The sequence below is a fragment of the Hallerella porci genome (assembly GCF_003148885.1).
Classification (GTDB): Bacteria; Fibrobacterota; Fibrobacteria; order Fibrobacterales; family Fibrobacteraceae; genus Hallerella; species Hallerella porci.
The window spans coordinates 196,873-221,677 of record NZ_QGHD01000001.1; the positions used below are offsets into that span (position 1 = coordinate 196,873).

At 47.0% G+C, this 24,805-nt stretch carries 17 protein-coding genes and 1 tRNA gene; 15 read left to right on the forward strand and 3 right to left on the reverse strand.

What is annotated here, in order from left to right; all coding sequences use genetic code 11:
- Positions 1 to 2: 2 nt before the first annotated feature.
- The gene (gene hisS / locus B0H50_RS00840) at positions 3 to 1,292 is read right to left on the reverse strand and encodes a histidine--tRNA ligase (protein ID WP_233244448.1); all 1,290 of its coding nucleotides are present in this window, start codon (positions 1,290 to 1,292) and stop codon (positions 3 to 5) included.
- 39 nt (positions 1,293 to 1,331) lie between these two features.
- Here hisS and surE point away from each other — a divergent pair, with 39 nt between their 5' ends.
- From surE to B0H50_RS00885, 9 genes are all read left to right on the forward strand, one after another.
- Positions 1,332 to 2,117, forward strand: coding sequence for a 5'/3'-nucleotidase SurE (gene surE / locus B0H50_RS00845; protein ID WP_106197412.1), 786 nt, complete (start codon positions 1,332 to 1,334; stop codon positions 2,115 to 2,117).
- Positions 2,118 to 2,132: 15 nt separating this feature from the next.
- Positions 2,133 to 4,850 (forward strand): DNA gyrase subunit A, encoded by a 2,718-nt coding sequence (gene gyrA, locus B0H50_RS00850; protein WP_106197411.1) that lies wholly within the window; start codon positions 2,133 to 2,135, stop codon positions 4,848 to 4,850.
- A 111-nt stretch (positions 4,851 to 4,961) separates the two neighbouring features.
- A tRNA-Arg gene (locus tag B0H50_RS00855) sits at positions 4,962 to 5,034 on the forward strand.
- A gap of 13 nt (positions 5,035 to 5,047) precedes the next feature.
- Positions 5,048 to 6,535, forward strand: coding sequence for an alginate O-acetyltransferase AlgX-related protein (locus B0H50_RS00860; protein ID WP_106197410.1), 1,488 nt, complete (start codon positions 5,048 to 5,050; stop codon positions 6,533 to 6,535).
- Positions 6,535 to 7,812 carry a glutamate-1-semialdehyde 2,1-aminomutase gene (gene hemL / locus B0H50_RS00865; RefSeq protein ID WP_109587087.1) on the forward strand — a complete coding sequence of 426 codons (1,278 nt, stop codon included), beginning with the start codon at positions 6,535 to 6,537 and terminating at the stop codon, positions 7,810 to 7,812. The genes B0H50_RS00860 and hemL overlap by 1 nt, the downstream gene beginning before the upstream one ends.
- Entirely contained in the window at positions 7,809 to 9,137 is a 1,329-nt protein-coding gene (locus B0H50_RS00870; RefSeq protein WP_106197408.1) for a TldD/PmbA family protein, read from the forward strand. The genes hemL and B0H50_RS00870 overlap by 4 nt, the downstream gene beginning before the upstream one ends.
- A gap of 75 nt (positions 9,138 to 9,212) precedes the next feature.
- Positions 9,213 to 10,304: an efflux RND transporter periplasmic adaptor subunit gene (locus B0H50_RS00875; protein ID WP_109587088.1), complete on the forward strand. Its 1,092-nt coding sequence runs from the start codon at positions 9,213 to 9,215 to the stop codon at positions 10,302 to 10,304.
- Positions 10,301 to 14,686 carry an efflux RND transporter permease subunit gene (locus tag B0H50_RS00880; protein ID WP_106197406.1) on the forward strand — a complete coding sequence of 1,462 codons (4,386 nt, stop codon included), beginning with the start codon at positions 10,301 to 10,303 and terminating at the stop codon, positions 14,684 to 14,686. The genes B0H50_RS00875 and B0H50_RS00880 overlap by 4 nt, the downstream gene beginning before the upstream one ends.
- A gap of 61 nt (positions 14,687 to 14,747) precedes the next feature.
- Entirely contained in the window at positions 14,748 to 15,764 is a 1,017-nt protein-coding gene (locus B0H50_RS00885; RefSeq protein WP_146193647.1) for a hypothetical protein, read from the forward strand.
- 65 nt (positions 15,765 to 15,829) lie between these two features.
- On the opposite strand, the gene typA is transcribed toward B0H50_RS00885, so the two are convergent.
- On the reverse strand, positions 15,830 to 17,689 hold the full coding sequence (gene typA / locus B0H50_RS00890) for a translational GTPase TypA (RefSeq protein ID WP_106197404.1): 1,860 nt from the start codon (positions 17,687 to 17,689) through the stop codon (positions 15,830 to 15,832).
- 79 nt (positions 17,690 to 17,768) lie between these two features.
- On the opposite strand from typA, the gene ruvX reads away from it, so the two are divergent.
- The 6 genes from ruvX (at position 17,769) to B0H50_RS00920 (ending at position 23,550) form a co-directional block, all read left to right on the forward strand.
- The gene (gene ruvX / locus B0H50_RS00895) at positions 17,769 to 18,182 is read left to right on the forward strand and encodes a Holliday junction resolvase RuvX (protein WP_106197403.1); all 414 of its coding nucleotides are present in this window, start codon (positions 17,769 to 17,771) and stop codon (positions 18,180 to 18,182) included.
- 214 nt (positions 18,183 to 18,396) lie between these two features.
- Entirely contained in the window at positions 18,397 to 18,738 is a 342-nt protein-coding gene (locus tag B0H50_RS00900) for a P-II family nitrogen regulator (protein WP_106197402.1), read from the forward strand.
- Between the two features lie 74 nt (positions 18,739 to 18,812).
- Positions 18,813 to 20,072, forward strand: coding sequence for an ammonium transporter (locus B0H50_RS00905; RefSeq protein WP_106197501.1), 1,260 nt, complete (start codon positions 18,813 to 18,815; stop codon positions 20,070 to 20,072).
- 145 nt (positions 20,073 to 20,217) lie between these two features.
- Positions 20,218 to 20,835, forward strand: coding sequence for a fibrobacter succinogenes major paralogous domain-containing protein (locus tag B0H50_RS00910; RefSeq protein WP_109587090.1), 618 nt, complete (start codon positions 20,218 to 20,220; stop codon positions 20,833 to 20,835).
- A gap of 592 nt (positions 20,836 to 21,427) precedes the next feature.
- Positions 21,428 to 21,784 carry a hypothetical protein gene (locus B0H50_RS00915; protein WP_146193648.1) on the forward strand — a complete coding sequence of 119 codons (357 nt, stop codon included), beginning with the start codon at positions 21,428 to 21,430 and terminating at the stop codon, positions 21,782 to 21,784.
- 338 nt (positions 21,785 to 22,122) lie between these two features.
- Positions 22,123 to 23,550 (forward strand): MATE family efflux transporter, encoded by a 1,428-nt coding sequence (locus B0H50_RS00920; protein ID WP_106197398.1) that lies wholly within the window; start codon positions 22,123 to 22,125, stop codon positions 23,548 to 23,550.
- Between the two features lie 223 nt (positions 23,551 to 23,773).
- Here B0H50_RS00920 and ruvB read toward each other — a convergent pair whose 3' ends face one another.
- Positions 23,774 to 24,802: a Holliday junction branch migration DNA helicase RuvB gene (ruvB, locus tag B0H50_RS00925; protein WP_106197397.1), complete on the reverse strand. Its 1,029-nt coding sequence runs from the start codon at positions 24,800 to 24,802 to the stop codon at positions 23,774 to 23,776.
- Positions 24,803 to 24,805: the final 3 nt, after the last annotated feature.

The following is a 24,805-nucleotide window of genomic DNA, read 5'->3' on the forward strand; positions in this document are numbered from 1 at the left end:
CCTTATTTCGCAAGTGCCGCGATTTCGTCGAGAGTTCCTGCGCCCGATGTTCCGGTGGCGAGAATTTTATATTCAAATCCGCCGGCAGGAGCTTTATCGCCATCGACATAGACGACGACTTTTGCGCCTTGCGCATTGGCTTGTTCCATTTGCTTGCCGAGTTTTACCGGAGAAAGCGGGTGGTTGACATCGAATCCGCGGTTGCGCAGTTCACTAGCGACGGCAAAAATTTTATCCATATCGTTGGTGAAACTGGCGACGAAAAAGTCGAGAGATTGCTTGTTCGAAGGCAAGAGCCCGCGTTCTTCGAGAAGGTTTGCGAGGACAACGTCGCCCATGCCGAATCCGACGCCGGGAACTTTTGGTCCGCCGAGTTTTTCGGTTAAGCTATCGTATCGGCCACCGCCTGCGATGGCGCGCATCGATTTGCCTTTGTCAAAAACTTCGAAGACGATGCCTGTATAATAAGCGAGCCCGCGGACGATCGAAAGGTCGAGTGCAACGGATTTTCCTGCGCCCGAAAATTCGAGGGTTTTGAATAATTGACGAATTTCGTCGAGGGCAGCTTTTGCATTTTCGCTTTGCAATTTTTCGGCGACCGCATCAATGCTTTTGCAGTCCATCAATTCATCGAGCTTTTTCGTTTGCTCTTCGGAAAGTCCTGCGTCGGCGAGTTCTGCGTAAAAGTCGCGCTTGTCAATTTTTAAGCGGCGGTCCAAAACCGGATAAACTTTGGAAACATCGGAAACGCCGATTTCTTCGAGGTAAGCGTTGAGCAATTTACGGCTCGAAACGCCGATGTAAAAATCATCCGCCTGAAGACCGAAATCTTTGAGCATCGACGCAATCGCCGAGAGCAAATCCGCTTCGGCATAAATGCTTTCTGTTCCGATGATGTCTAAATTCAGCTGGAAAAATTCGCGAAGACGACCTTTTTGCGCACGTTCATAGCGGAAAAGACGCGGCATACTGAACCACTTAAACGGCTTTCTTAACGAGTTGCCTTTTTGAATGACTAAGCGGGCGAGAGTCGGCGTCATTTCGGGGCGGAGCGCAATATGGCGATCGCCTTTATCCATAAAATCGTAGAGTTGGCTTACGATTTCTTCGCCGGATTTTCCGGTGTAAAGTTCCAAATGTTCGAACATCGGACCTTCGTATTCTTCGTAGCCAAAACGGAGCGCAGCTTTGCGCCAAGTGTCGAAAATATAATTTTGAATCCGCATGGATTCGGGGTAAAAGTCGCGCGTTCCCTTGGGAAGCGGAGGAGTCTGCATCTTAACGTTTGTCATACAGACGCAAATGTAGAATTTTTCTACATTGTATGCGCAATGTCGGGAAATACACAGCCGAAAATTTTACTGGTAAACGATGACGGGTTTCGTAGCCCGTATTTGGAACGTTTTGCGCTTTCGCTTACGGAAGTGGCGACGGTTTATGTCGTCGCACCCGAGACCGAGCAAAGCGGAGTTTCCCATGCATTTTGCGGATTTTTGGGACATTCTCTTCGGAAAATTGCAGGCAAAGAACCGCTAGAATTTTATGCGCTTTCCGGTTCCCCTGCAGACTGCGCCAAATTCGCCATCAAAAAATTATTCCGCGACGAAAAAATTGACTGCGTTTTTTCGGGTCCGAATAAAGGCGAAAATGCCGGCGTTTCTTCTCTTTATTCGGGAACGGTCGCCGGTGCCCGCGAAGCGGCTCTTTGGGGGATTCCTGCGATTGCGGTTTCGTTTGCGCTCAATTCCGATTTTCAAATTTCAGAGAAAATGGAAAAAGAAGCGGCGCGATTTGCCAAAACGATTTTGCAGTCGAAATTGTATGAAAAAATTCCGGCGCATACATTTTGGAATGTGAATTATCCCGACGATAAAATTCCTTTTGCGGGTTACCGCGTGGCGCGCCAGAACGTTTCCATGTTTACCGATTATTATGTGGAAAAAGAGGGCAAGTATTTTTTAGAGGGCTATAAAGTGCCCGAAACATTTGCTGAAAAATCCGACGATCTCGTCTTGAGCCAAGGCTACGCGTCCATTACACCGATGACGGTGGATCAAACTTTGGAAAGCGACCTGACCCCGCTGGATCGAGAAATTCAAAAAGTTTTTTTAAGATAAAATCGAGGAAAATCAATGGCTGATGAAATCAATAAATTGACTCCGGGAACTCATTACGAATCCCTGATCGAAAAAGATATGCAGGATTGTTACCTGCGCTATTCGATGAGCGTGATCGTAGCTCGTGCTCTTCCGGATGTGCGTGATGGTCTTAAACCGGTGCACCGCCGCGTTTTGTTTGCAATGCACAAACTCGGATTAAACGCCGACAAGCCGACGATGAAGTCTGCGCGTATCGTCGGTGAAGTCATCGGTAAATATCACCCGCATGGCGATTCGGCAGTTTACGATACTCTTGTGCGTATGGCGCAAGATTTCTCGCTCCGTTATCCGCTTGTCCGCGGTCAAGGAAACTTCGGTTCTGTCGATGGCGATAGTCCTGCAGCAATGCGTTATACCGAAGCGAAAATGACCCGCATCGGCGAAACGATGCTCGAAGATTTGGACAAAGAAACCGTCGATATGGGAAAGAACTACGACGAAACTTTGGACGAACCACTCGTTTTGCCGTCGGCACTTCCGAATTTGCTCGTCAACGGTTCTTCGGGGATTGCAGTCGGGATGGCGACGAATATTCCGCCGCACAATTTGCGCGAAGTCACGAAAGCGATTCACGCATACTGCGAAAATAATGACATCACCGGCGAAGAACTTTTGAATTATGTTTCGGGGCCGGATTTTCCGACGGGTGGAATTATCTGCGGCAAGACCGGCATCCGCGATGCGTATTTGACTGGCCGTGGAAAAATTCGTGTGCGCGCTCGCGTGGAAATTGAAAAAGATGCGAAGGGCCGCGAACGCTTGATCATCAGCGAAATTCCGTACATGGTGAATAAAGCGCTCTTGGTGAAAAATATCGCTGATCTTGTCCGCGATAAAAAACTCGACGGCATTAGCGATATCCGCGATGAATCGGACCGCGAAGGCATGCGCGTCGTCGTCGATATCAAACGCGATTTCCAAGGCGACATCGTTCTCAATAATCTTTATAAATACACGCAGCTCGAAGATACTTTCAGCATTTACAATTTGGCGCTCGTCAATCGGACGCAGCCGACTCTTCTCCCGTTAAAGGATATGATTCGCTGCTACGTCGATCACCGCTTGGAAGTGATTCTCCGCCGCACGCAATTCGATTTGAAAAAAGCGCAAGCGAGAATGCACATTTTGGAAGCGCTCCGCATCGCGTGCAGCAACGTGGATGAAGTCGTTTCGATTATTAAAAATTCGAGCAGCACCGAAGACGCTAAGACGAATTTGAGAAATCGTTTTTCGTTTGACGATATTCAAGCGCAGGCAATTGTGGATATGCAACTCAAGCGTATTACCGGCCTCGAAATTGAAAAACTCGAAAACGAATATCAAGCACTCATCATTACGGTTCGCGATTTGGAAGATATCATCGCTCGCAAAGAACGTCGCGTTCAAATTCTTCTCGAATCCCTCGATGCGATTACCGAAAAATTCGGCGATGAACGTCGCACTTCGATTGAAGCCGCTGTGCAAGATTACGATTCCGAAGATTTGATTCCAGAAGAAGAACAAGTGATTACGCTTAGCCGCGAAGGTTATGTAAAACGTCTTCCGATTGGAACGTTTAAAGCGCAGAACCGCGGCGGTAAAGGTATCATCGGTGCAGGCTTAAAAGATCAGGATAATATTCAATCCATCTTTACAGCGAGCACGCACAGTTACCTTCTCGTGTTTACGAATAAAGGTCGCGCTTACTGGACAAAGGTTTATCATTTGCCCGAAGGCACGCGTAACGGCAAAGGTCGTCCGATTGTGAATTTCGTGCAGTTGACGACTGGCGAAAAAGTTTCGGCGATTGTTCCGGTGCGTAAATTCGGCGGATACAATTGCCTCATCTTTGTGACAAAGAATGGCGTCATCAACAAAATGGATTTGAAGGTCTTCTCAAATCCGCGTCGCATCGGGGTGAACGCAATTTCTCTCGATGAAGGCGATGAATTGGTCAAAGTCATTCTCGTGGGCGTCACTGCAGAAGAAATGGAAGCTGCCGCTCGTGGCGAAGAAATCGAAGACGATTCGAATGTTCCTGAAACCGAAGAATCGGAAAATGAAAATGGCGAAGAACCCGCAGACAGTACTAACTTGGCGAAGGATTTGCTCATGCTCGCGACAAAGAACGGGCAAGCGATTACCTTCCCGATTTCTAGTTGCCGCACGATGGGCCGTGGCACTCACGGTGTCCGCGGAATTCGCTTAGCCGAAGGTGACGAAGTCATCGCTCTGCTTTGGCTCAAGTCCGATCGCAAGGTGTTAACGATTAGCGAAAACGGTTACGGCAAACGCTCGGAACCGGCATCGTATCGCATTACGCGTCGCGGCGGTAAAGGTGTTCGCAATTTCAACATCACCGAAAAAACGGGAAATGTTGTCTTTGTCGATAGCGTCGCCGACGATTACGATTTGATTATCACAAGCCGTGAAGGTCAAGTGATTCGTATTCCGGTCGAAAGCATCCGCAAAACAGGACGCGTTTCTCAAGGTGTGAAGGCGATTACCCTTTCGGAAAACGATAAGGTGCAAGACGCAACCGCATTACCGAGCAGCGAAGACATCGAGCAAGAAAGCGTCGAAGGTCAAGCGACAGCAGAAATTACCGACGGCGTGAATCCGAAAGAAGCAGAAGAAAATTCGGAATCAGCAGAAAATGCTGAAACTGCAGACTCTTCTGAAGCTTCGAATGAAAAGCCCGAAGAAAATTAATCGGAAATAAAACTGCAAATTGCCCGCCTCCGGCGGGCAATTTTTTTGTGCAAAATATCCGCTGCATTTTTTGAAGGAAAAATTTTTCTAAATTTGCGTTACCATTTTTTTGCCCTCATAGCTCAAATGGATAGAGCACGCCCCTCCTAAGGGTGAGATCTACGTTCGATTCGCAGTGGGGGTACTTTTTTAATTCTATGAAACGCCACTACGTTTTTTTTACCGCGATATTTTTTTTGATGCTGCTTTTGCCGGTGTCGTGGGAATTGGTTCATTCTATTCGAACGGGAGAACCTTTTGCGCCGCTCGATTTGGTAAAAGATTTTCTTTCTCCATTTTCGCGGGAAAAGAAATTGCAAAAACAATCCTCCGAAATTCAATCGGATTTGCAAGCGCTCGTTGCAGAAATTGAAACGGAAAATGGCGAACGCTCGGATTCTTTTACAGAAATGCTTTCGGATTTAGAAACGAAAGTCCAAGATTTTAAACGCACACTTCTCGAAGTGAATTCACTTCTCCCGCTTGATTCTACGGAAGAATCGGTGCAGAAAATTTCGGTGTTTGAACGATTACTTGGCGAGTGGGAATCCGAAGAAAGCGTCCGCGATTCGCTATTTAAAATGGCGCAGGATTTGCAGAAAAATTATGCGGGAATTTCTTGGAGTCGAATTTTTGATTCGTGGATTCATCACGGATTATTCAGCGGAAAATATTTGCGGGCTTATGAAAATCGCTTGGAAAAAGAAAATACTTTTGTAAAAAAAACGCGCCCGATTTATCAGACATTTTCGTGGAAAGTTTTGCACGATCCCGGTGAAAAAGCGGTGCTCGCCGATTCGAATTTTTTATTCTATCGGCAAGATGTCGATTTCTTAGTGAAGCCTGCACCGTGGAAAATGGACAGCTTAGAAAATCCCATCGAAGCGGTTCTTGATTTTCGCAATGAACTGGCGAAGCGCGGCGTAGAACTGTTGGTCGTCGTCGTTCCCGGAAAGCCTTCGATTTATCCAGAAATTTTAAATCCAATTCTTTATGGACTTTCGGGTTTGAATATTTCTCTTGGAAGACGATTCGTCGATACATTGCAAACACTTAATGTGAACGTGGTGAATTTGTATCCGGTTTTACAAGCGGCAAAGCAAAAAGATCGTGCGGGCGATTTTCTGTATTTAAATACGGATACGCATTGGACGCCTCGCGGTGCAAAAATTGCTGCGAAAGCGATTGCTGAAAAAGTTCGCAAAATGCCGATTGCAAATGAACTTCCGCATGAAAATTTCACCGATTCTCTCGTCTCTGCGGATCGAACCGGCGACGTGGCGACGATGGCGGATTTGGAATATGCGTTCCCCGTGCAAACGGTGGAAGCGTATCAAATTAAAAATGCAAAAGGCCCGCGGCAAAATGATTTTCGCAAATCGAAAATTTTGATTTTAGGCGATAGTTATTCGCGCATTTATGAAACCGATGCGCCGATGTCTGCGGGATGGATTTCGCAATTTGCTAGTGAATTGCAAACTCCGGTTGCAGCGATTGTTTCGGACGGTGGCGCAAGTACACTTGTCCGCGAAAAACTTGCCCGCAAATCGGGTGTTCTCAAAGGGAAAAAATTAGTAGTTTGGGAATTCGTGGAACGCGATTTGCGTTTTGGGGCAGAAGGCTGGAAAAAAGTGAGGTTGGAATAATGGAAGTTTCTTGGTGGACTCGTGCTTTGAAAGTTTTGCCAGGCGGCGTGGATTCGCCGGTGCGCGCATTTGGTGGCGTGGGCGGTGAACCGATTTTTATTCGTCGGGCAAAAGGTCCGTATCTTTATGCGGACAGTGGAAAAGAATATGTGGATTATATCGGCTCTTGGGGTCCGATGATTTTAGGACATAATCCGCCCGAAGTCATTGAAGCGTTGCAAGAACAACTTTCTCGCGGTTTGAGCTTTGGAATGGGAACAGACATCGAAGTCGAACTAGCGGAATTGATTCTTTCCAAAGTTCCGGGAATGGAAAAAATTCGTTTGGTCAATTCGGGAACGGAAGCGACGATGAGCGCTGTGCGCGTTGCGCGCGGGGCGACGGGACGAAATAAAATCATCAAATTCCGCGGATGCTATCACGGTCACGGCGATTCGTTTTTGATTCAAGCGGGCTCGGGCGCGTTAACGCATGGAGCTCCGAGTTCTTTGGGTGTAACGCCGGGAGTTGCCGAAGATACTCTCATCGCAGATTACAATCACTTGGAACAAGTTTCTGCTTTGTTTGCTGCGCACGCTTCGGAAATCGCAGCGGTAATCGTCGAACCGATTGCGGGCAATATGGGCTGCGTACCACCGCGCCCGGGATTTTTGGAAGGGCTGCGCAAATTGTGCACAGAGAATGGAACCGTTTTAATTTTTGATGAAGTGATGACGGGATTCCGCGTCTCGGACGGCGGAGCTGCAAAGCGTTTTGGCATTGCGCCTGATATGATTACATTTGGAAAAATCGTCGGCGGAGGAATGCCGCTTGCTGCTTATGCGGGCAAGGAATCGCTTATGCGCAATGTGAGCCCACTCGGAAAAGTTTATCAAGCGGGAACTCTTTCGGGAAATCCGATGGCAGTGACTGCGGGCCTTGCGCAACTGCGGACTCTTTATCAATTAAATCCGTGGCAAGCTCTCGAAGAAAAAGGAATGAAGTTAGAAGCGGGATTAAAACGGGCAGCGGCTTCGGTAGGTTGTGCTGTACAAATTAACCGCGTCGGTGCGATGTTCACGATTTTCTTCTCGGATTTTCCGGTGAACGATACGGAATCGGCAATGGCTTCGAATACAAAATGCTTTGCAAAATTTTTCCACGCGATGCTCGATCAAGGAATTCTTTTCCCGCCGTCGCAATTTGAAACGACATTTTTTGGCACACAACATTCCGAAGAAATTCTCACGAAAACGGTTGCGGCAGCGCAAATCGCTTTTGAAAAGGCACGCGCATGAATATTTCCGAAGCAGTAGAATTTCTTTCGCAAGAAGCAAAAAAATCGGCGACATCTTTTGACATTATCGGAACGCATTCAAAGTCCGAAGGCGTTTCTGTTTTTCAAGGAAAAGTTCAAAATACCGAAATCTCGGAATCGGTCGGCGTTGGCATTCGCGCGTTTCAAGGAAATCATCCGGGTTATGCTTACACGGAGCGCTTAACCGAAAAAGCGTTAAAGCAAACTTTGAAAGATGCGCTTTCGCATACGGCATTTACCAAAGAATTAAAACTGGAATTGCCGCATCCCGAAAATCATCCGTTAAGAAAAATTGATTACAATCCCGATTTAAAAAATGTCACGCTTTCGCAGATGGCAGAAATTTCCATCGACATTGAAAAACGCTGCTTTGAAAAATCATCGGATGTAAAAAATGTGCCGTATCTCGGCTGCCAAAAATCCGAAGGACTGATTGTTTTTGCGAATTCAAACGGCGTTCGTTTTGAACGCAAAGATAACGGCATTAGCGCAGGCGTCGGAGTCGTCGCCGAACGGAATGGCTCCAAAAAAATCGGCGGATACGATCAACTCGAAATGAAATTCGAAGATCTTTCCGCAGAAAAAATTGCGACGAAATCTGTCGAGTATGCGCGCGAACTTTTGGAACCATCAAAAATTGAATCCGGAAAAATGCCCGTGATTCTTTCGGAACGCGTCGCGGGCCAAGTCTTTGGTATGTATGCGTCATCCTTTGTCGCAGAACAAGTGCAAAAAGGACAATCGCGGATGCAAGGAAAACTCGGCAAAAAAGTGGCGGGAGCTGGGCTCACGTTGCTTTCGGATCCGACTCGCGAAGATTTGCCGGGAGTGAAAACTTACGATTCCGAAGGCACTTACGCCGATGTGGTGAATGTCATTCAAGATGGCGTTCTCTCGGATTTCTTGTACAATTTGGAAACGGCTGCAGTCGAAGGACGTAAAAGCAACGGCTGCGCTTTGCGTTCTTACGAAGGAAAAGTCGGTGCAGGATTTTCAAATCTCGTCATTCTTCCGGGCGAAAAATCTACTGCAGAACTTTTAAAAATGTTCCCGCGGTGTTTGCTCGTAGTAAAGCTCGAAGGCAATTCGGGCTGCAGTGCGGTAAGCGGTGAAATGAGCATCGGCGTGCAAGGCCTTTACGCGGAAAACGGACAAATCGTGCATCCCGTTGAAGGCGCAACTCTCAGCACAAACTTTATCGATTTACTCGAAAGTCTCGTCGCCATCGGAAGCGAATATCCCGATGATTATACGAGTTTAATGGTGCCGGCGCTCGCTTTCCCCGAAATTGCGGTTTCTAATTAAATGCATTTTTGACGTTCGGCGTGCAACCGAAAGGCGTGGAAATGCATCTAAATAATGAATTGAAAAGGTTGAATAATGAAAAATTTTTCTGCGGTTTTCGCTCTTCTTATCGGATGTATTTTCCTTTCTTCGTGTTCCTTGGAGGCGGCTCCCGCGGGAAATGCCAAAGGAAAACGCGGACTGGGCGCAGTTCCCAAAACTCTTCGTATTTCCGCTTATATTGCGAAGGCGGATTCAACTTCGGGTTTGTATTCCGCAGACGGACAACTGATTGCGAGCGACCAAGTAAATGTCGCTGCAGAAATGTCTGGAAAATTGGTAAAGTTGTACGCAAAAGATGGAATGAAAGTTTCAGCGGGAACTCTTCTTGCCAAAATTGAAGACGCCGAACTCAAAGCGAATTTGAAAAATGCTCAAGCGAATTTAGAACTCGCCAAAAAGAAAGCGGCGCGTTTGAAAACTCTTTATGAAAAAGATGGTGCAACTGCCGAAGAATTAGAATCCGTAGAAAGTGCCGTCGTCACCGCCGAAGCGAGTGTGGATTTAATTCAAGCGCAGCTGAAAAAGACCGAAATTCGTTCGCCGTTTGCGGGAATTTTAGGAACGGTTGATTTGTCCGAAGGCGCATGGCTTACCGCCGGCAGTAAAATCGCAACTCTTACGAACACGCAAGAACTCAAAGTGGAATTTGAATTGCCGCAGCGTTATTCGCAGAAATTAAAAATCGGCGATAAAGTGGAATTGCTCGATGCGGAACGCAATTTGAAAATCGCGGGCACGGTGCGTTTTATGGATGCGACATTATCGTCAACAAGTCGCACGCGCAAAGTCCGCGCAGTCGTTAAAAATGCGGGCGGAAAATATCTCGCGGGAACATATGTCCGCGTGGAATTGCATTTTGCAGGCGGAGAATTTTCGGGCATTCCCATTCCCGCTGAAGCGCTCACCCTTGACGCCAACGGCGCATACGTCTTTTTGATGCAAGCGGGAAAAGCGAAAAAAGTTTATGTGAAAACGGGACTTAGAACTCCGATTACGGTCGATGTCATGCAAGGAATTGCCGAAGGCGATACTGTCGTCGTTTCGGGCTTGATGAGCGTCCGCGAAGGTTCTTCTCTTGAAATTAAAGATATTGCAAACAGCATGAATTACGGGGTGCACGAATGAGTTTTGCAACTCTTTCCATTCGGCGTCCCGTTCTCATGACAGTGCTCGCGTTGGGCATTGTTTTAATCGGGGCATTTGGCGCGATGAATTTAGGCGTTCGCGAATATCCGAATGTCGATTCGCCGATTATCACTGTGCGCACATCTTATACGGGCGCAAACGCAGCGGTTGTCGAATCCGAAGTCACAGAAATTATCGAAGCTTCGGTGAACAGTGCTGCGGGCATTAAATCGTTAACTTCGACAAGTTCGGATGGACGTTCTGTCATCCGCGCGGAATTTGAAGTGGGCACCGATTTGGAAGCCGCAGCAAACGATATCCGCGACCGCGTTTCACGCGTACAAAGAAAACTTCCCGATGAAGCGGATGCGCCGGTAGTTTATAAATCCGATTCGGATTCGGATCCGATTTTAATTGCGAGTTTACTTTCGGATACCCGCGATGCGATGGAACTTTCGGAGCTCGCTTCGAATGTGGTGAAAGAAAGACTTCAAACCATTCCGGGCGTTTCCGAAGTGAATTTGTGGGGAGAAAAAACGCCGGTGGTGCGTCTTTGGCTAGATCCGCTGCGGATGAAAGCGCTTGGCGTTTCGCCTTCGGACATTTCAAAAGCACTTTCCAAAGAAAACGAAGAATTGCCCGCCGGAAAAATTGAAGGGCAAACGATGGATCTTTCCATCCGGACTTTGGGCCGCTTAGAAAAGCCTGCAGACTTTCATGCGATTCCGGTGAAAACGGCAGCGGACGGAACGATTATTCGCCTTTCCGATGTAGCGACAATTCATTATGAACCGAAAGATACGCGCACCGGTTTTAAACGCAATGGAAAAAATGTGATTGCTGTTGCGCTCATCGCTCAGCCGGGTTCGAATCACGTCGCCATCGCAGACGAATTTTATAAACGCGTCGATGCGCTTCGTCGCGATTTGCCTTCGGATGTAAAAATCATCAACGGCATGGATTCTTCGGTGAGCATTCGCTCTTCTATTCGCGAAGTCATCGAAACGATTTTCGTTTCTTTCTTGCTCGTTATTGCGGTGATTTTCATTTTCCTCCGCGAAGTTCGTACCACATTTATTCCGATGATTGTAATTCCTGTTTCGATTATCGGAAGTTTCTTCGTGCTTTATATTTTCGGATTTTCCATCAACGTTCTCACTCTCCTGGCGATGGTTTTAGCAATCGGTTTAGTCGTCGATGATGCGATTGTTATCGTGGAAAATATTTACCAAAAAATTGAGAAGAAAATGTCGCCGAAAGAGGCTGCGGTCGCGGGCATTCACGAAATTTTCTTTGCGGTCATCGCGACTTCGGTAGTGTTAATGGCGGTTTTTGTTCCGATGCTTGCGCTCGGCGGAACGACTGGACTTCTCTTCCGCGAATTTGTCGCAGTGATGATTGGAACGGTTGTGATTTCGACTTTCTGCGCTTTAACGCTTACGCCGATGCTTTGCTCTAAAATTTTACGGGCACAGAAAAAAGGAATTTTATACGAAAAAACAGAACCGATTTTTGAATGGTTGAATTCCGTTTACAACACTCTTCTCAACGGATTTTTGCGGGTGCGCGGACTTATCTTCGTCATCATCGCCGCATTGCTTTTTATCGCATATTTTTGTTTGACAAATCTTTCGAGTGAAATGGCTCCGCAAGAAGACAGCAATATGTTTATGGTGAACATTTCTGCGCCCGAAGGAACAGGACTTGGGCAAACGAAAAAAATGACGGAAGCGTTCGTCGAAGAAATGACCGCGTTAATGGATTCTTCGGAATACGAAGAAATTCAAGCGGGCGCACGATCGGGCGGAAGTTCAATGATTCGCGTCACTCTCATTAGCGATAAAACGAAACGGCGTTCGCAAAGTGAAATTGCGCGGGCTGTGCAAATTTTGGGCGCAAGTTATCCGGATTTACGTGTTATGGTTTTTGAACCGCAAGCGATTAGCACAAGTCGCGGCGGGCTTCCTGTGCAATTCGTTTTGCAAGCGGGCGAAATTGAAACTCTCCGCGAATTGCTTCCGAAGTTTACCGCCGAAGCCGAAAAGAGCGATGTCTTCAGCGTGGTTAACGCGGACTTAAAATTTACGAAGCCAGAACTTCACGTTCAAATTAACCGCGATAAAGCGCACGATCAAGGCGTTTCCATCGACGATATTGCAAGCACTGTTGCGTTAACTCTCGGCGATCAAACTTATGGAGAATTTTATAAAGACGGTCGTCAGTATGATGTCATCGGAGCCGTGCCTTATGAATATCGCGCATCGCCTTCGAATTTAGATGAACTCAGCGTGCGCAATGCTTCGGGCGAAATGCTTTCGGTTTCCAATTTCATCACCTATTCCGAACAGTCCGCGTCGCCGTCACTTCCGCGTTACAATCGCTTTAGCGCTGCAACAATTTCTGCGGGACTTATGCCGGGAAAAACGGTCGGCGATGGCGTTAACGAAATGCGTCGCATCGCACGCAAAGTCATCCCGGATTCGTTAAATATTCAAACAGAACTTTCGGGAACTTCCAAAGAATACGAAGACAGTTCTTCGGGATTGTATATGGTTTTCTTGCTCGCACTCGCTTGCATTTTCCTCGTTCTCGCGGGACAATTTGAAAGTTATCGTTCTCCGTTTGTCACCTTTTTCACGGTGCCGCTCGCATTAGCCGGCGCAATTATTTCTCTCTATTTCTTTGGGCAAACGTTGAATATTTTTAGTGAAATCGCTTTGATTTTACTTCTTGGACTTGTGACGAAAAATGGCATTTTAATCGTCGAATTTGCAAACCAAATTATGGAACGCACCGGCTGCTCGCGCTTAGCGGCGGCAAAAAAATCAGCGCGTCTTCGCTTCCGTCCAATTCTCATGACGAGTCTTTCGACCGTTCTCGGCGCAGTACCTTTGATTTTAACGGGAACACCGAGTCGCATCGCGATGGGAATTACCATTGTCTGCGGACTTTCTTTCGCCACATTTCTCACCCTTTTCGTCGTGCCCGCTGCGTATTCGTTCTTTGCGGGAAAACCGAAAAAAGAATTAGAAAAGAAAGAATTCAAATCGGGAATGCTTTTGCCCGCGATGAAAATTCTTCCGCTCATTTTTGTGATGATGCATTTTGTGTCACCGAATGCCGCTGCAGAACTTTCGCCCGAAGAAGCGGTGCGGACTGCGCTTGAAAAAAATCGGACAGCGCTCATCTACGAAGAAAATGTGAAAAGCGCAAACGCCGGACTTAAAAATTCTCGCAAAGGTTTGCTTCCGACCGTCGATCTTTCTCTTTCGCGCTATTACAATTACGGCGACACTTATTCGAAAAATCAAGCCGGCGTGAAAACGGATATCGATAACGATTTAAGTCATAGCGACGCGTTTCAAATTGCGGTCAATTATACGGTCTTCGATGGCTTCGCGGATATTTCGAAATACAATTTGGGAAAAGCGCAAGTCGAAGTGGCGAAAGCGGAATTGCAGCGGGAACGCGAAAATTTAATTGCGAATGTTTTAATCGCTTATTTTACCGCGGTGAACGCGCACTCTTCTCTCGTCCTTTCCGATTCCAATTTATCGGTTTCGCGCGCCCGAAAAAAATTGGCGCAGGATAAATTCGAAGCGGGAGCGATGACTCGTTTAGATGTTCTTTCGGCGCAAATGGATTTTGCAAGTGATAGCGCGGCGAATCTTTCGAAGGCGTCGACTCTTGCGTCGGCAATTCGTAACTTAGACGAACTTCTCGGCGGTGGCGTAATCGCAAGCGCAGACGATCTTCCCGATTCCATTTCGGTAGAGCGCAATCCCGATTGGAAAACTCCCGAAGGACTTGCTCGGGCAAAAGAACGCGCCGTTTCACAAAATGCCGAATTGCTCTCGGCGATTGCGTCTAAAAAATATGCGGAGACAAATCGCAGCGGTGCGTCATCTTCTCTTTATCCCAAACTCAATTTGCACGGATCGTGGAATGCGACAGCGAGCGAAGCAGATAAAGGAAATCCCGCCGAAGCGAACAGTCAATATTTCCGCGTAGGTGCTGCGCTTTCGTGGAATCTCTTCAACGGTTTTGCAGATAATGCGACGATGGAATCGGCAAAAATTGAAGAACGTTCTGCGGAACTCAAAGTGGAAAATGTGCGTTTGAATATCGAAACGAATGTGGCAAACGCAGTCGAAACTCATCTCCGCGCATTAGAAGCGTTAGAAGTTGCCGAAGGCAATGATAAACTCGCTTCCGAAATGCTCGCTTTGGGCGAAGAACGTTTTAAAGTCGGAAGAATTTCTGCCTTCGAATTTCGCGAAACGCAAAGTCAATGGCGCTCGGTCCGCGAAGCGCTTCTCGCGGCGCGCTTTGCAGCATGCAAAGCCGAAATTCAAGTGAAACAGTTAATCGGTTCGCGCTAAAAATAAACACTATTTTACATTCATTTGTGCGCAAAAAAGTTTAAATCTAAGGGGTATGGATATGAAGAAAATTATTTTGCTTTTGACTTGTTTGTGCACCTTTATTTTTGCTGCAGAAACTCTTCCTGTTTACCAAAAAGAAAATCCGGAATCTCGCATTCTCGGCTATTTAACGGCGACGGATAAAGTCGAAGAATTACCGATTCCGCCGATGCGCAAAAAAGTGGTGAAGTATATTAAGCAGAAAAAATCCAAGAAAAAAAAGAAAGTGGTGAAATACGAAAATGTGCCGCGCACCGAACCGCCCGAATATATTCCGGTGAAAACGCGATTTGCAAAACAAGGTTATGTGCGCCGCGCAGACCTCGCGCGTTTCAAAGAACGTTCTTCCGATTTAAGCGGAATTTATTCGTCGTCGACGGGTTCTGTGATTCTTTCGAAATCGCCGAATTCTCCGGGGCGTTTCAATATTCAAATTCAAAATGGCGATGGCGCATCGCGCGCCGAAATGGCGATGGGAAATGTGCAAGCCCGCGAAGAATTTGGGCACACGCGATTTGATTATCAAGAAGACGGCTGTAAAATTGCGATTGATTTGTTTGAACGCAAAGTCCGCGTCGCAGAAAATGGCTGCGAAGAATATGATTCGCCGCATTTCAAATTAGCGGGCACTTACGATGTTTACAAAGAATATCGTCACCGCGCCGAAGTTTTCCGCGATTCCGAAGTTTCCGAGAAATTTAAAAAGTTCGTTTGGTGTCCCGAAGGACCGAGTTCTTGCGAAAAAATCCGCGACGAAGATGATTGCGATGTGGAAATTATTTGGAGCAAAAATTCGCAAGGGATGATCGAACGCCACTGCGGCGATCAAGTGCACAAATACCGTCCGATGGAACGGATGATTCCGCATAAGCGCGATTTCTTCAACGGCGAAAAACCGACGATGCTCAAAACCAAGCGCACCGATATGGCAAATGAATGGATGATTTGGTATTATTATCCGCAAGCGAATCGCTTTAAAATGGTTCGTCAAGGAACGCGGAGCGATGTCGCTTACATGGAAGTTTACGAGAATTAAAAAAATTTCAGAGCACAAAAAAACTTCCCGCCAAAGGCGGGAAGTTTTCTGTTTTAATGTTCTTCTTAATCGTCGTCGTCGTCTTCGACGGCAGCCTTGGATTCTTGCTTGCGCAGATGCGGATCCAAAGTAATCTTGCGAAGACGTAAGCACTGCGGAGTGACTTCGACGCATTCGTCATCGTTGATGAATGTGACGCATTCTTCCAAAGTCATGCGACGATACGGCGTAAGCTGAATGTTATCGTCCGAAGCTTTCGAACGCATATTGGTCAAGTGCTTGCCCTTGGTCGCGTTCACAATGATATCGGTTGTGCGGTTGTGTTCACCGATAATCATGCCCGGATAAACTTCGGTTGCAGGCGGGATGAAGAGAGAACCGCGATCTTCCAATTTCGAAAGTGCATAGCTCGCAGCTTGTCCCGGTTCCTTTGCAATCAACACGCCGTTGACGCGCGCCGGAATATCGCCCTTATACGGTTCGAAGTCTAAGAAGAGAGACTGCGAAACAGCATAACCCTTCGTGAGAGAAAGGAGCTTCGAACGGATGCCGAGAAGGCCGCGGCTCGGAATCTTATATTCCAAAGAAACGCGGTTATTATCGTCGGTCACCATATCGACCATTTCGCCTTTGCGGTGTCCGAGTTCTTCGATCACCGGACCGCTATATTCCGAAGGAACTTCAACCTTGAATTGTTCCATCGGTTCCAAAATTTTTCCGTTTTCATCTTTTTGGAAAATCACTTGCGGAGAACCGATCGTGAATTCATAAAGTTCGCGGCGCATGCTTTCGATGAGAATCGTCAAATGCAAAATACCGCGACCGGAAACTTTAAATGTCGAAGCGCCTTCTGCCTTTTCGACGAGAAGAGCCGGGTCGGCCATGTGTGCGCGTTCCAAACGTTCGGCGAGGTTATTGCCGGTGAGGAACTTTCCTCCGCCTTTGCCCGCGAGCGGGGAAGTGTTCACGGTAAAGAGCATCGAGATGGTCGGCGGGTCGATGTGAATGCGCGGCAAGTGCACCGGATTATCGACAGCAGAAAGAGTATCGCCGATATCGAACATTTCAAGGCCTGCGATTTGAATAATTTCGCCCGGACCTGCTTCGTCGATAGGAACGGATTGAATTCCGTCGTAATGCAAAATTTTCTGAATACGAATGTTCTTGACTTTCGGTGTTGCGGTATCGTCGTCCGTGAGGAAGCTTTGCGCAACGGTCATGCCCGTCTTAAAAGTTCCTTGTTGAACGCGGCCAACCGCCATACGTCCGAGGAAGCTCGAATATTCGAGAGTGCTGATTTGAAGAAGCGGAGCAGCTTTCGGATCGCCCTTCGGAGCCGGAATTTTATCGATGACGAGATCCATCAAAATGCGGAGATCGCCATCCGGATCATCGACTTCTTTGCGGCAAATGCCTTTACGACCGCTTGCGTAAACGCAAGAGAAATCCAACTGTTCTTCGGTCGCATTGAGTTCGCAGAAAAGATCAAAGACTTTGTCCAAAGCGTTGTGCGGATTGCAACCGTCGCGGTCAATCTTATTGATGACGACGATCGGAGTTAATCCGAGAGCGAGAGCTTTTTGCGTCACAAAACGAGTCTGCGCCATCGGACCTTCAAAAGCATCGACGATTAAGAGCACACCGTCAACGGTTCCGAGAACGCGTTCCACCTGACCGCCAAAGTCGGCGTGCCCCGGTGTATCGACGATGTTGATGTGGTACCCTTTATAGTTTACGCTTGCGTTTTTGGAAAGAATGGTAATGCCGCGTTCCCGTTCGATAGCGCCGGAGTCCATCACGCGTTCGTTCACTTCTTCGCCTTCGTGGAACGTGCCGCATTGCTTAAGAATCTGGTCCACGAGTGTGGTTTTACCGTGGTCAACGTGTGCGATAATCGCAATGTTTCTGATTTTATTTTGATCCATTTTGGATGTCCTATTTTGGGTACTTCAGGTACTCGTCAATTTGGCGCAAAATTTAGAAAAAATTTTCTACTTTTAGAGAGTGAATTATCTGGGAATTGATTACGGTGAACATCGCGTCGGCATCGCTTTCGCCGATTCGGAATTGCGTTGGGCTTTTGCCCGTGAAACGATAGACCAAAAAAAGACGGATTTGATGACGCGGCTTGAAGAACTTGTCCGCGAAAATAAAATTGACATTTTTGTCGTAGGAATGCCGTATCGCCCCGATGGCCGTCAAGATGGGAAAAATCTCGTCGTCGAACAATTCGTAAAACAGCTCGCAGAACGCTTCCCGAACATTCCGATTAAAACCGAAGACGAAGCATATACATCGGTTGCGGCCCTTCAAGAAACGAGTTATTTAAAAAAGAAAAAAAAGAAACAAGATAAAGGCTTAATCGATCGCCTTGCGGCACAGCACATTTTACAATCGTATTTAGAAAACGAAAAATAAGCAGCGCAGGAATTTCCTGCATTTTTTTTGAATTTTCAAATTGACAATTTTGTGAAATTACGCAAACAAAAATGTCGGATTTTAATTTTCCGCTTTTAAAATTGCCGTTTTTTCGCTAATTTTCGCCAATTTTCTTTTTTGGCACGGCTTTTGCATATCTCCGAAGCGAAAAGGTCAGCTCCTTTGATCTTTTACAAACACTGGAGAATACACAATGAAAGTCGTCACCGCTTACATTCAACCCGAAAGACTCGGCGCTGTCAAAGAAGCTCTTTACGAAGCTGAAATTTACAAGATGAGCGTCACCAATGTTTTGGGTTGTGGACAGCAAAAAGGTTACACCGCGACCTACCGCGGAACCGAAACAGAAGTTCAACTGCTCAAAAAGATTCGCATTCAAATCGCATTAAATGATGAATTTGTGCAACCTTGCATCGATGCGATTATTAAAGGCGCCCGCACGGGAAATATTGGCGACGGAAAAATCTTCGTCGAAAACTTGGAACAATGCATTCGCATTCGTACGGGTGAAACCGGCGAAGCTGCTATCGGATAAGGAGATAAATCATGGATTCTTTAACCACAATTACCGAAGCGGTAACCGGAGCCTGCGGAAACGGCGGACCTTTGATGGGCGATTGCTCGATTATTACGGGCGCTCCGGATTATTCGCTCTTTATCAGCGAAAACATTTGGATTATGATTAGCGCAATGCTCGTGTTCATCATGGGACTCGGATTTGCTTGCGTAGAATCGGGACTTTGCCGTGCGAAAAGCAGCGCGAACATTTGCTTTAAGAATATCGCTGTGCCGGCGATTGGCATTTCGGTTTACGCTCTCGTCGGTTTTGGTCTTATGTATCCGGGTGAATTTAACGGCATCCTCGGATTTGCGGGCTTTGGCATCGGCGATTGGTTAAATCCGAAGAGTTTTACAAGCGGTTATAACGGCCACTTTACTCTCTTCTCGGATTGGCTTTTCCAAGCGATGTTTGCGGCAACGGCTGCGACGATTGTTTCGGGCGCTGTTGCAGAACGCATTAAGCTCAGCTCTTTCCTCGTTTTCACTTTGCTCTATGTCGCTTTCGTCTATCCGATTGTCGGTAGCTGGGTTTGGGGCGGTGGCTGGCTTTCGAAGCTCGGCTTCCACGACCTCGCCGGTTCGGAACTCGTTCACTCTGTCGGCGGTTGGGCAGCTCTTGCGGGCGTTATCATCTTGGGACCGCGTCTCGGCAAGTATTCGAAGGGCAAGTCTCACGCAATTCCTGCGCACAATATTCCGCTCGCAACCATCGGCACATTCATCTTGTGGTTTGGTTGGTGGGGATTCAACGGCGGTTCTGCTCTTTCCGGAAATCCGTTTGACACTTCTCTCATCTTGGTAACGACAAATCTCGCCGCAGTTGCAGGCATTATCACAGCGACAGCGACTTCTTGGATTCTTTCGAAGAAGCCGGATGCGACGATGGCTTTGAACGGTTGCTTGGCAGGTCTTGTGGCGATTACCGCGGGCGCAGATACAGTTACTCCGATGAGTTCTTGGATTATCGGTGCCGTGGCAGGTGTCCTCGTCGTGCTCGCCGTCTTCTTCTTTGACAGAATGCGTTTGGACGACCCTGTGGGTGCGCTTTCGGTTCACTTGGTGAACGGCGTCTGGGGAACGATTGCAGTCGGCGTCTTCGATTACACGGGTCGCTTCAGCGTTCTCACTCAGCTCTTGGGCGTTGTCGCTTATGCGATTCCTTGCTTCCTCTGCGCAAGCATTATCTTCCTTGCGATTAAGAAGACAATCGGTCTGCGTGTGAGCGAAAAGGAAGAACTCCGCGGTCTTGATCTTTCGGAACACGGTCAAGAATCCTACGGTGGATTCCAAATTTTCAGCAACACTTAAAAAGCATTCCAGCGAAAAAAAGGAGCCCGCATGCGTGTGGGCTTCTTTTTTTTAATGAAGAATTAGGAGTTGGGAAAGTCAAAATCCCTAGCCATTTCTGTTTTTTTCTTGCATTTCGTCGCGAAGAATAACCTAGGAGTGTAATATGAAATTTCACTTGGAAACAAAATGCGCAGCGGTGGCGTTGGGAGCCGCTTTAGTATTCGGGCTTTCTGCCTGCGGGAATCCAAACACGATGACAGACAAACGCGACAGCAAAGTTTACAAGACGGTGAAAATCGGTACCCAAATTTGGATGGCAGAAAATTTGAATTACGCAGGGGATGGCTTCTGTTATGAAGATAATCCTGATAACTGCAAAAAATGGGGACGGCTTTATACTTGGGATGAGGCACAAAATGCTTGCCCCGAGGGATGGCACTTACCGTCCAAAGCCGAATGGAAAACTTTAATGGATGCTGTGGGTGGAGAAGATAAAGCAGGCATTGCCCTCAAGGCGAAAAATGGTTGGAAAGAATACGAAGGAAAGAGTGGTAATGGAACGGACGCCTTTGGCTTTTCGGCGCTCCCCGCAGGCATCGGCTTCCTCAATGAACGCTACATCGACGCAGACGAGTACGCTATCTTTTGGTCCAGTACCGAGGTCGATAGCGACGATATTGTCTACTACATAGACTTGTCCTACTACGTCGAGTCCGCGCGCCAGTACCTCGACATTAAGTACCACGCGTTTTCCGTCCGTTGCCTAGAAAACTCCAACTAGGGGCGCACAATGCAAGATCTTAGAACTTAGATTTTAGAGCTTAGAGTTTCTAAGTTCTAAAATCTAAGTTCTTCCCCCCCCCTGCGGGAAATTAGTTCGCCGGATTTTTGGAAATGACATTTCCCGGGGGAAATTAGTTCGCCGGATTTTTGGAAATGACATTTCCCGGGGGAAATTAGTTCGCCGGATTTTTGGAAATGAGATATCCCAGGGGAAATTTGTCCGCTGAATTTCTGGAAATGACACTTCCCAGGGTAAATATGTTCGCCGGATTTTTGGAAATGACATTTCCTAGGGGAAATATGTTCACCGGATTTCTGGAAATGAAATTTATCTAGCGTTTTTTTTCGCAATGAGAACAGCTAGATCCTTCACTACACTGCGTTTCGTTCAGGATGACACGCGGGGCATTGCGAAAGGATGACAACCGCCGTGTCATTCTGAGAGGAGTGCGGAGCACGGAACGATATATGAAACTTGGAACTTTAGTTCCTTAGTTGAATTAAGCCCTTTGGGGTAGAATCTAGCTGTAATTTTCAGCGTTAAAAAATTAAAAATGACGTTTCCTAGGGGAAATTTGCCCGCTAGATTTTTGGAAATGACATTTCCCGGGGGAAATAAGTCCGCCGGATTTTTGGAAATGACATATCCCAGAGGAAATTTGTCCGCTGAATTTCTGGAGATGAGATTTCCCGGTGGAAATATGTTCGCCGGCTTTCTGGAAATGACATATCCCAGAGGAAATTTGTCCGCTGAATTTCTGGAGATGAGATTTCCCGGTGGAAATATGTTCGCCGAATTTCTGGAAATGAGATTTCCCAGGGGAAATATGTTCGCCGGCTTTCTGGAAATGACATTTCCCGGAGGAAATTTGTACACCGGATTTCTAGAAATGAAATTTCCCGGAGGAAATTTGTTCACCGGATTTCTGGAAATGAGATTTATCTAGCGTTTTTTTTTTCGCAATGAGAACAGCTAGATCCTTCACTGCGTTCAGGATGACACGCAGGGCATTGCGAAGGGATGACAAACTCTAAGTCATTCTGAGTGAAGCCGTAGGCGGAGCGATATATGAAACTTGGAACTTTAGTTCCTTAGTTGAATTAAGTCCTTTGGGGTAGAATCTAGCAGTAATCTTCAGCGTCAAGATAATGCCCCAAATTTTCAAATGGTGAAATTCTTAATTCAAAATTTCGAATGAAATTTTCAAAATTGTCCGCTTTAAAACTTCGCGCATAAATCCGTTCCCCCATCCTCATTTTTCTATTTTTGTTTCCGAGGTAACTCATGTTGGAAGGAATTTATTCGAGAATTTTTCCGGCTCGAATTTTTCAGCGTGGAAAATTAAAAAAGAACGGCGACATGAAGGATGTGCTGATTATTGCACTGCCGATGCTCCTTTCTATGTCTTTTGACACGCTGATGACCTTTGTCGATAGGCTTTTCCTTTCAAAGCTTGGACCTGCCGAAATGAATGCGGCTCTCGGTGGCGGGGGAGTCACGATTGTGCTTTTCTCGCTTTTTACGGGGGCGATTAGTTATACGACGGCGATGGTTTCGCAGCGTCTCGGGGCGAAAAAATATACCGAATGTGCGCGCATTTTTGTGCAGGCGATTTACTTTTCCCTTTTTTGCGTGCCGTTTTTGCTTCTCACGATTCCGTTCGGGCATTGGATTTTTTCGATGCAGCATTTGGATGTCGAGCAACTTTCGGCGCAGACGACTTACTTTGATATTTTGATGTTTGGCGGGGTGATTAGTCTGGTTCGCAATGTAGCGCCTTGCTTTTTCAGCGGAATTGGTGAAACGAAAATTGTGATGAAAGCGGCGTTCGCCGGGATGCTCGTCAATGTCATCTGCAATTATTTTTTGATTTTTGGATTTGGACCGATTCCGAAATGCGGTGTCGCGGGAGCCGCTTACGGAACTCTCATCGGGAATGCCGTTTCGACGATAATTCTCTTCGCCACTTATTTTGGGAAACGTTACCGCAATCGTTTTGGGACGACTCTTTCTTTTGCGCTCAACGGAAAATTGTTAAAAGAATTGCTCCAACGCGGGCTTCCGTCTGGCGTTGAAATGTTCCTCAATATGGCGGCGTTCCAACTTTTGATTTTAATGTTTCACGGACTCGGCTCGGTTTCGGCGACGGCTGCGTCCATTATGTTTAACTGGGACATGGTCGCTTACGTTCCGCTCATCGGTTTAGAAGTGGCGACGACAAGTTTGGTCGGGCGTTATGTGGGCGCAAAAGCGGGGGCGGCAGCGAATCGGGTGACTTATTCGGGATTAAAAATTGGATGGATGTATTCGGCGTTAATCGGACTTTTGTTTTTATTTTTGCCCGGAGTTCTTGCGGACATTTTCCGCCCCGAAGCCGCTGATGCGACGGCTGCTTCGCTTTCGATTTTTGATGCGGCGCGTCCTCATGCGATTTTTATGATTCGGCTTGCGATTCTTTACATTATGGTCGAAGTTTTTTTGGTGGTTTATGCGGGCGCTCTCCGCGGGGCGGGCGATACGCTTTGGGTCATGTTTGCGAGCGCACTCATGAATTGGGCTGCGGCGATTGCGCTTTATGTGACCGCTTACGTATTTCAATTTTCGCCCCGTTATGCGTGGGCAGCAATCGTTTGCGTCTATTGCACTGCTCCCATTTTATTCCGATTCCGTTGGAAAAGCGGAAAATGGCGTAGCAAGGTAATGCTCAAATAAATTTCAATTTTCGTTTGAAATGAATTCAAATCATCGTGAAAATTGAAATGAACAGTAAAAATTCTTAGAAAAAACAAAAATTTTGAAAAATTTCAAAGTTTTATTTGAAAATGGTTAAATGTTTTCGCAAAAAATGGAAATTTCAATTTTCGCTAGTCCATTTTTGCTCAAGATTGCAAAAGCAAAGATTGAAATTTTTACGCGAAAGGTCTAAACGAAAAATTTATGCGAAAGGCAATTCGCTTTGCATCCCATTGGGCATCGGAATATGCAGCGCTTGGTAAGCGGTCGGGGTTAAAACGCGCCCGCGCGGAGTCCGCGAAAGAAGTCCTTGCTGGATGAGGAAAGGTTCGTAAACTTCTTCAAGGGTATCGGGTTCTTCGCCAAGGGATGCACCAATTGTTCCGAGTCCGACTGGACCGCCCGAAAAATTCGTTGCAATCGTCGAAAGAATTTTTCGATCCATCGGATCTAAGCCGCGATTATCAATCCCGAGCATTTTCAGCGTGCGTTCGGCGACTTCTAAATCGATAATTCCTTCGCCGCGCACTTCGGCGACATCGCGGGCACGGCGAAGCACTCGGTTTGCAATACGCGGCGTGCCTCGGCATTTTGAACTCAAAATTTTCGCCGCTTCATCGGTGATTTTAACATTCAAAATTTTGGCGCTGCGTTTTAAAATCTGCTCCAAATCTTTGGCGGGGTAAAGATCCAAACGGTAATGTAAACCAAAGCGATCGCGGAGTGGTCCGGTCAAAAGCCCTGTCCGCGTCGTAGCGCCGATTAACGTAAAATGCTTGAGCGGTAAATTGACGCTGCGGGCAGCGGGCCCGGAATCGAGCATAATATCCAAGCGAAAATCTTCCATCGCGGGATAAAGATATTCTTCGATGACGCGGCCTAAGCGGTGAATTTCATCGATAAAAAGCACATCGTTTTCGCCAAGACTTGTGAGAAGTCCTGCAAGATCGCTCGCTTTTTCTAAAACGGGACCGCTGGTAATGTGAATGCCGACTCCCATTTCTTTGGCGATAATTCCCGAAAGAGTCGTTTTGCCGAGTCCGGGAGGACCTGCGAAAAGGCAATGATCCAACGCTTCACCGCGACGTTTGGCGGCTTCAATCGCAATTTGCAAACTTTCTTTGATGTGATCTTCGCCGGTAAAATCGGCGAGGGTTTCGGGGCGGAGGCTTCTCTCCAAATCCGCTTCTTCGCCATTTGCTTGTTCGGGAGAAATAATGCGTTCGGACATAGG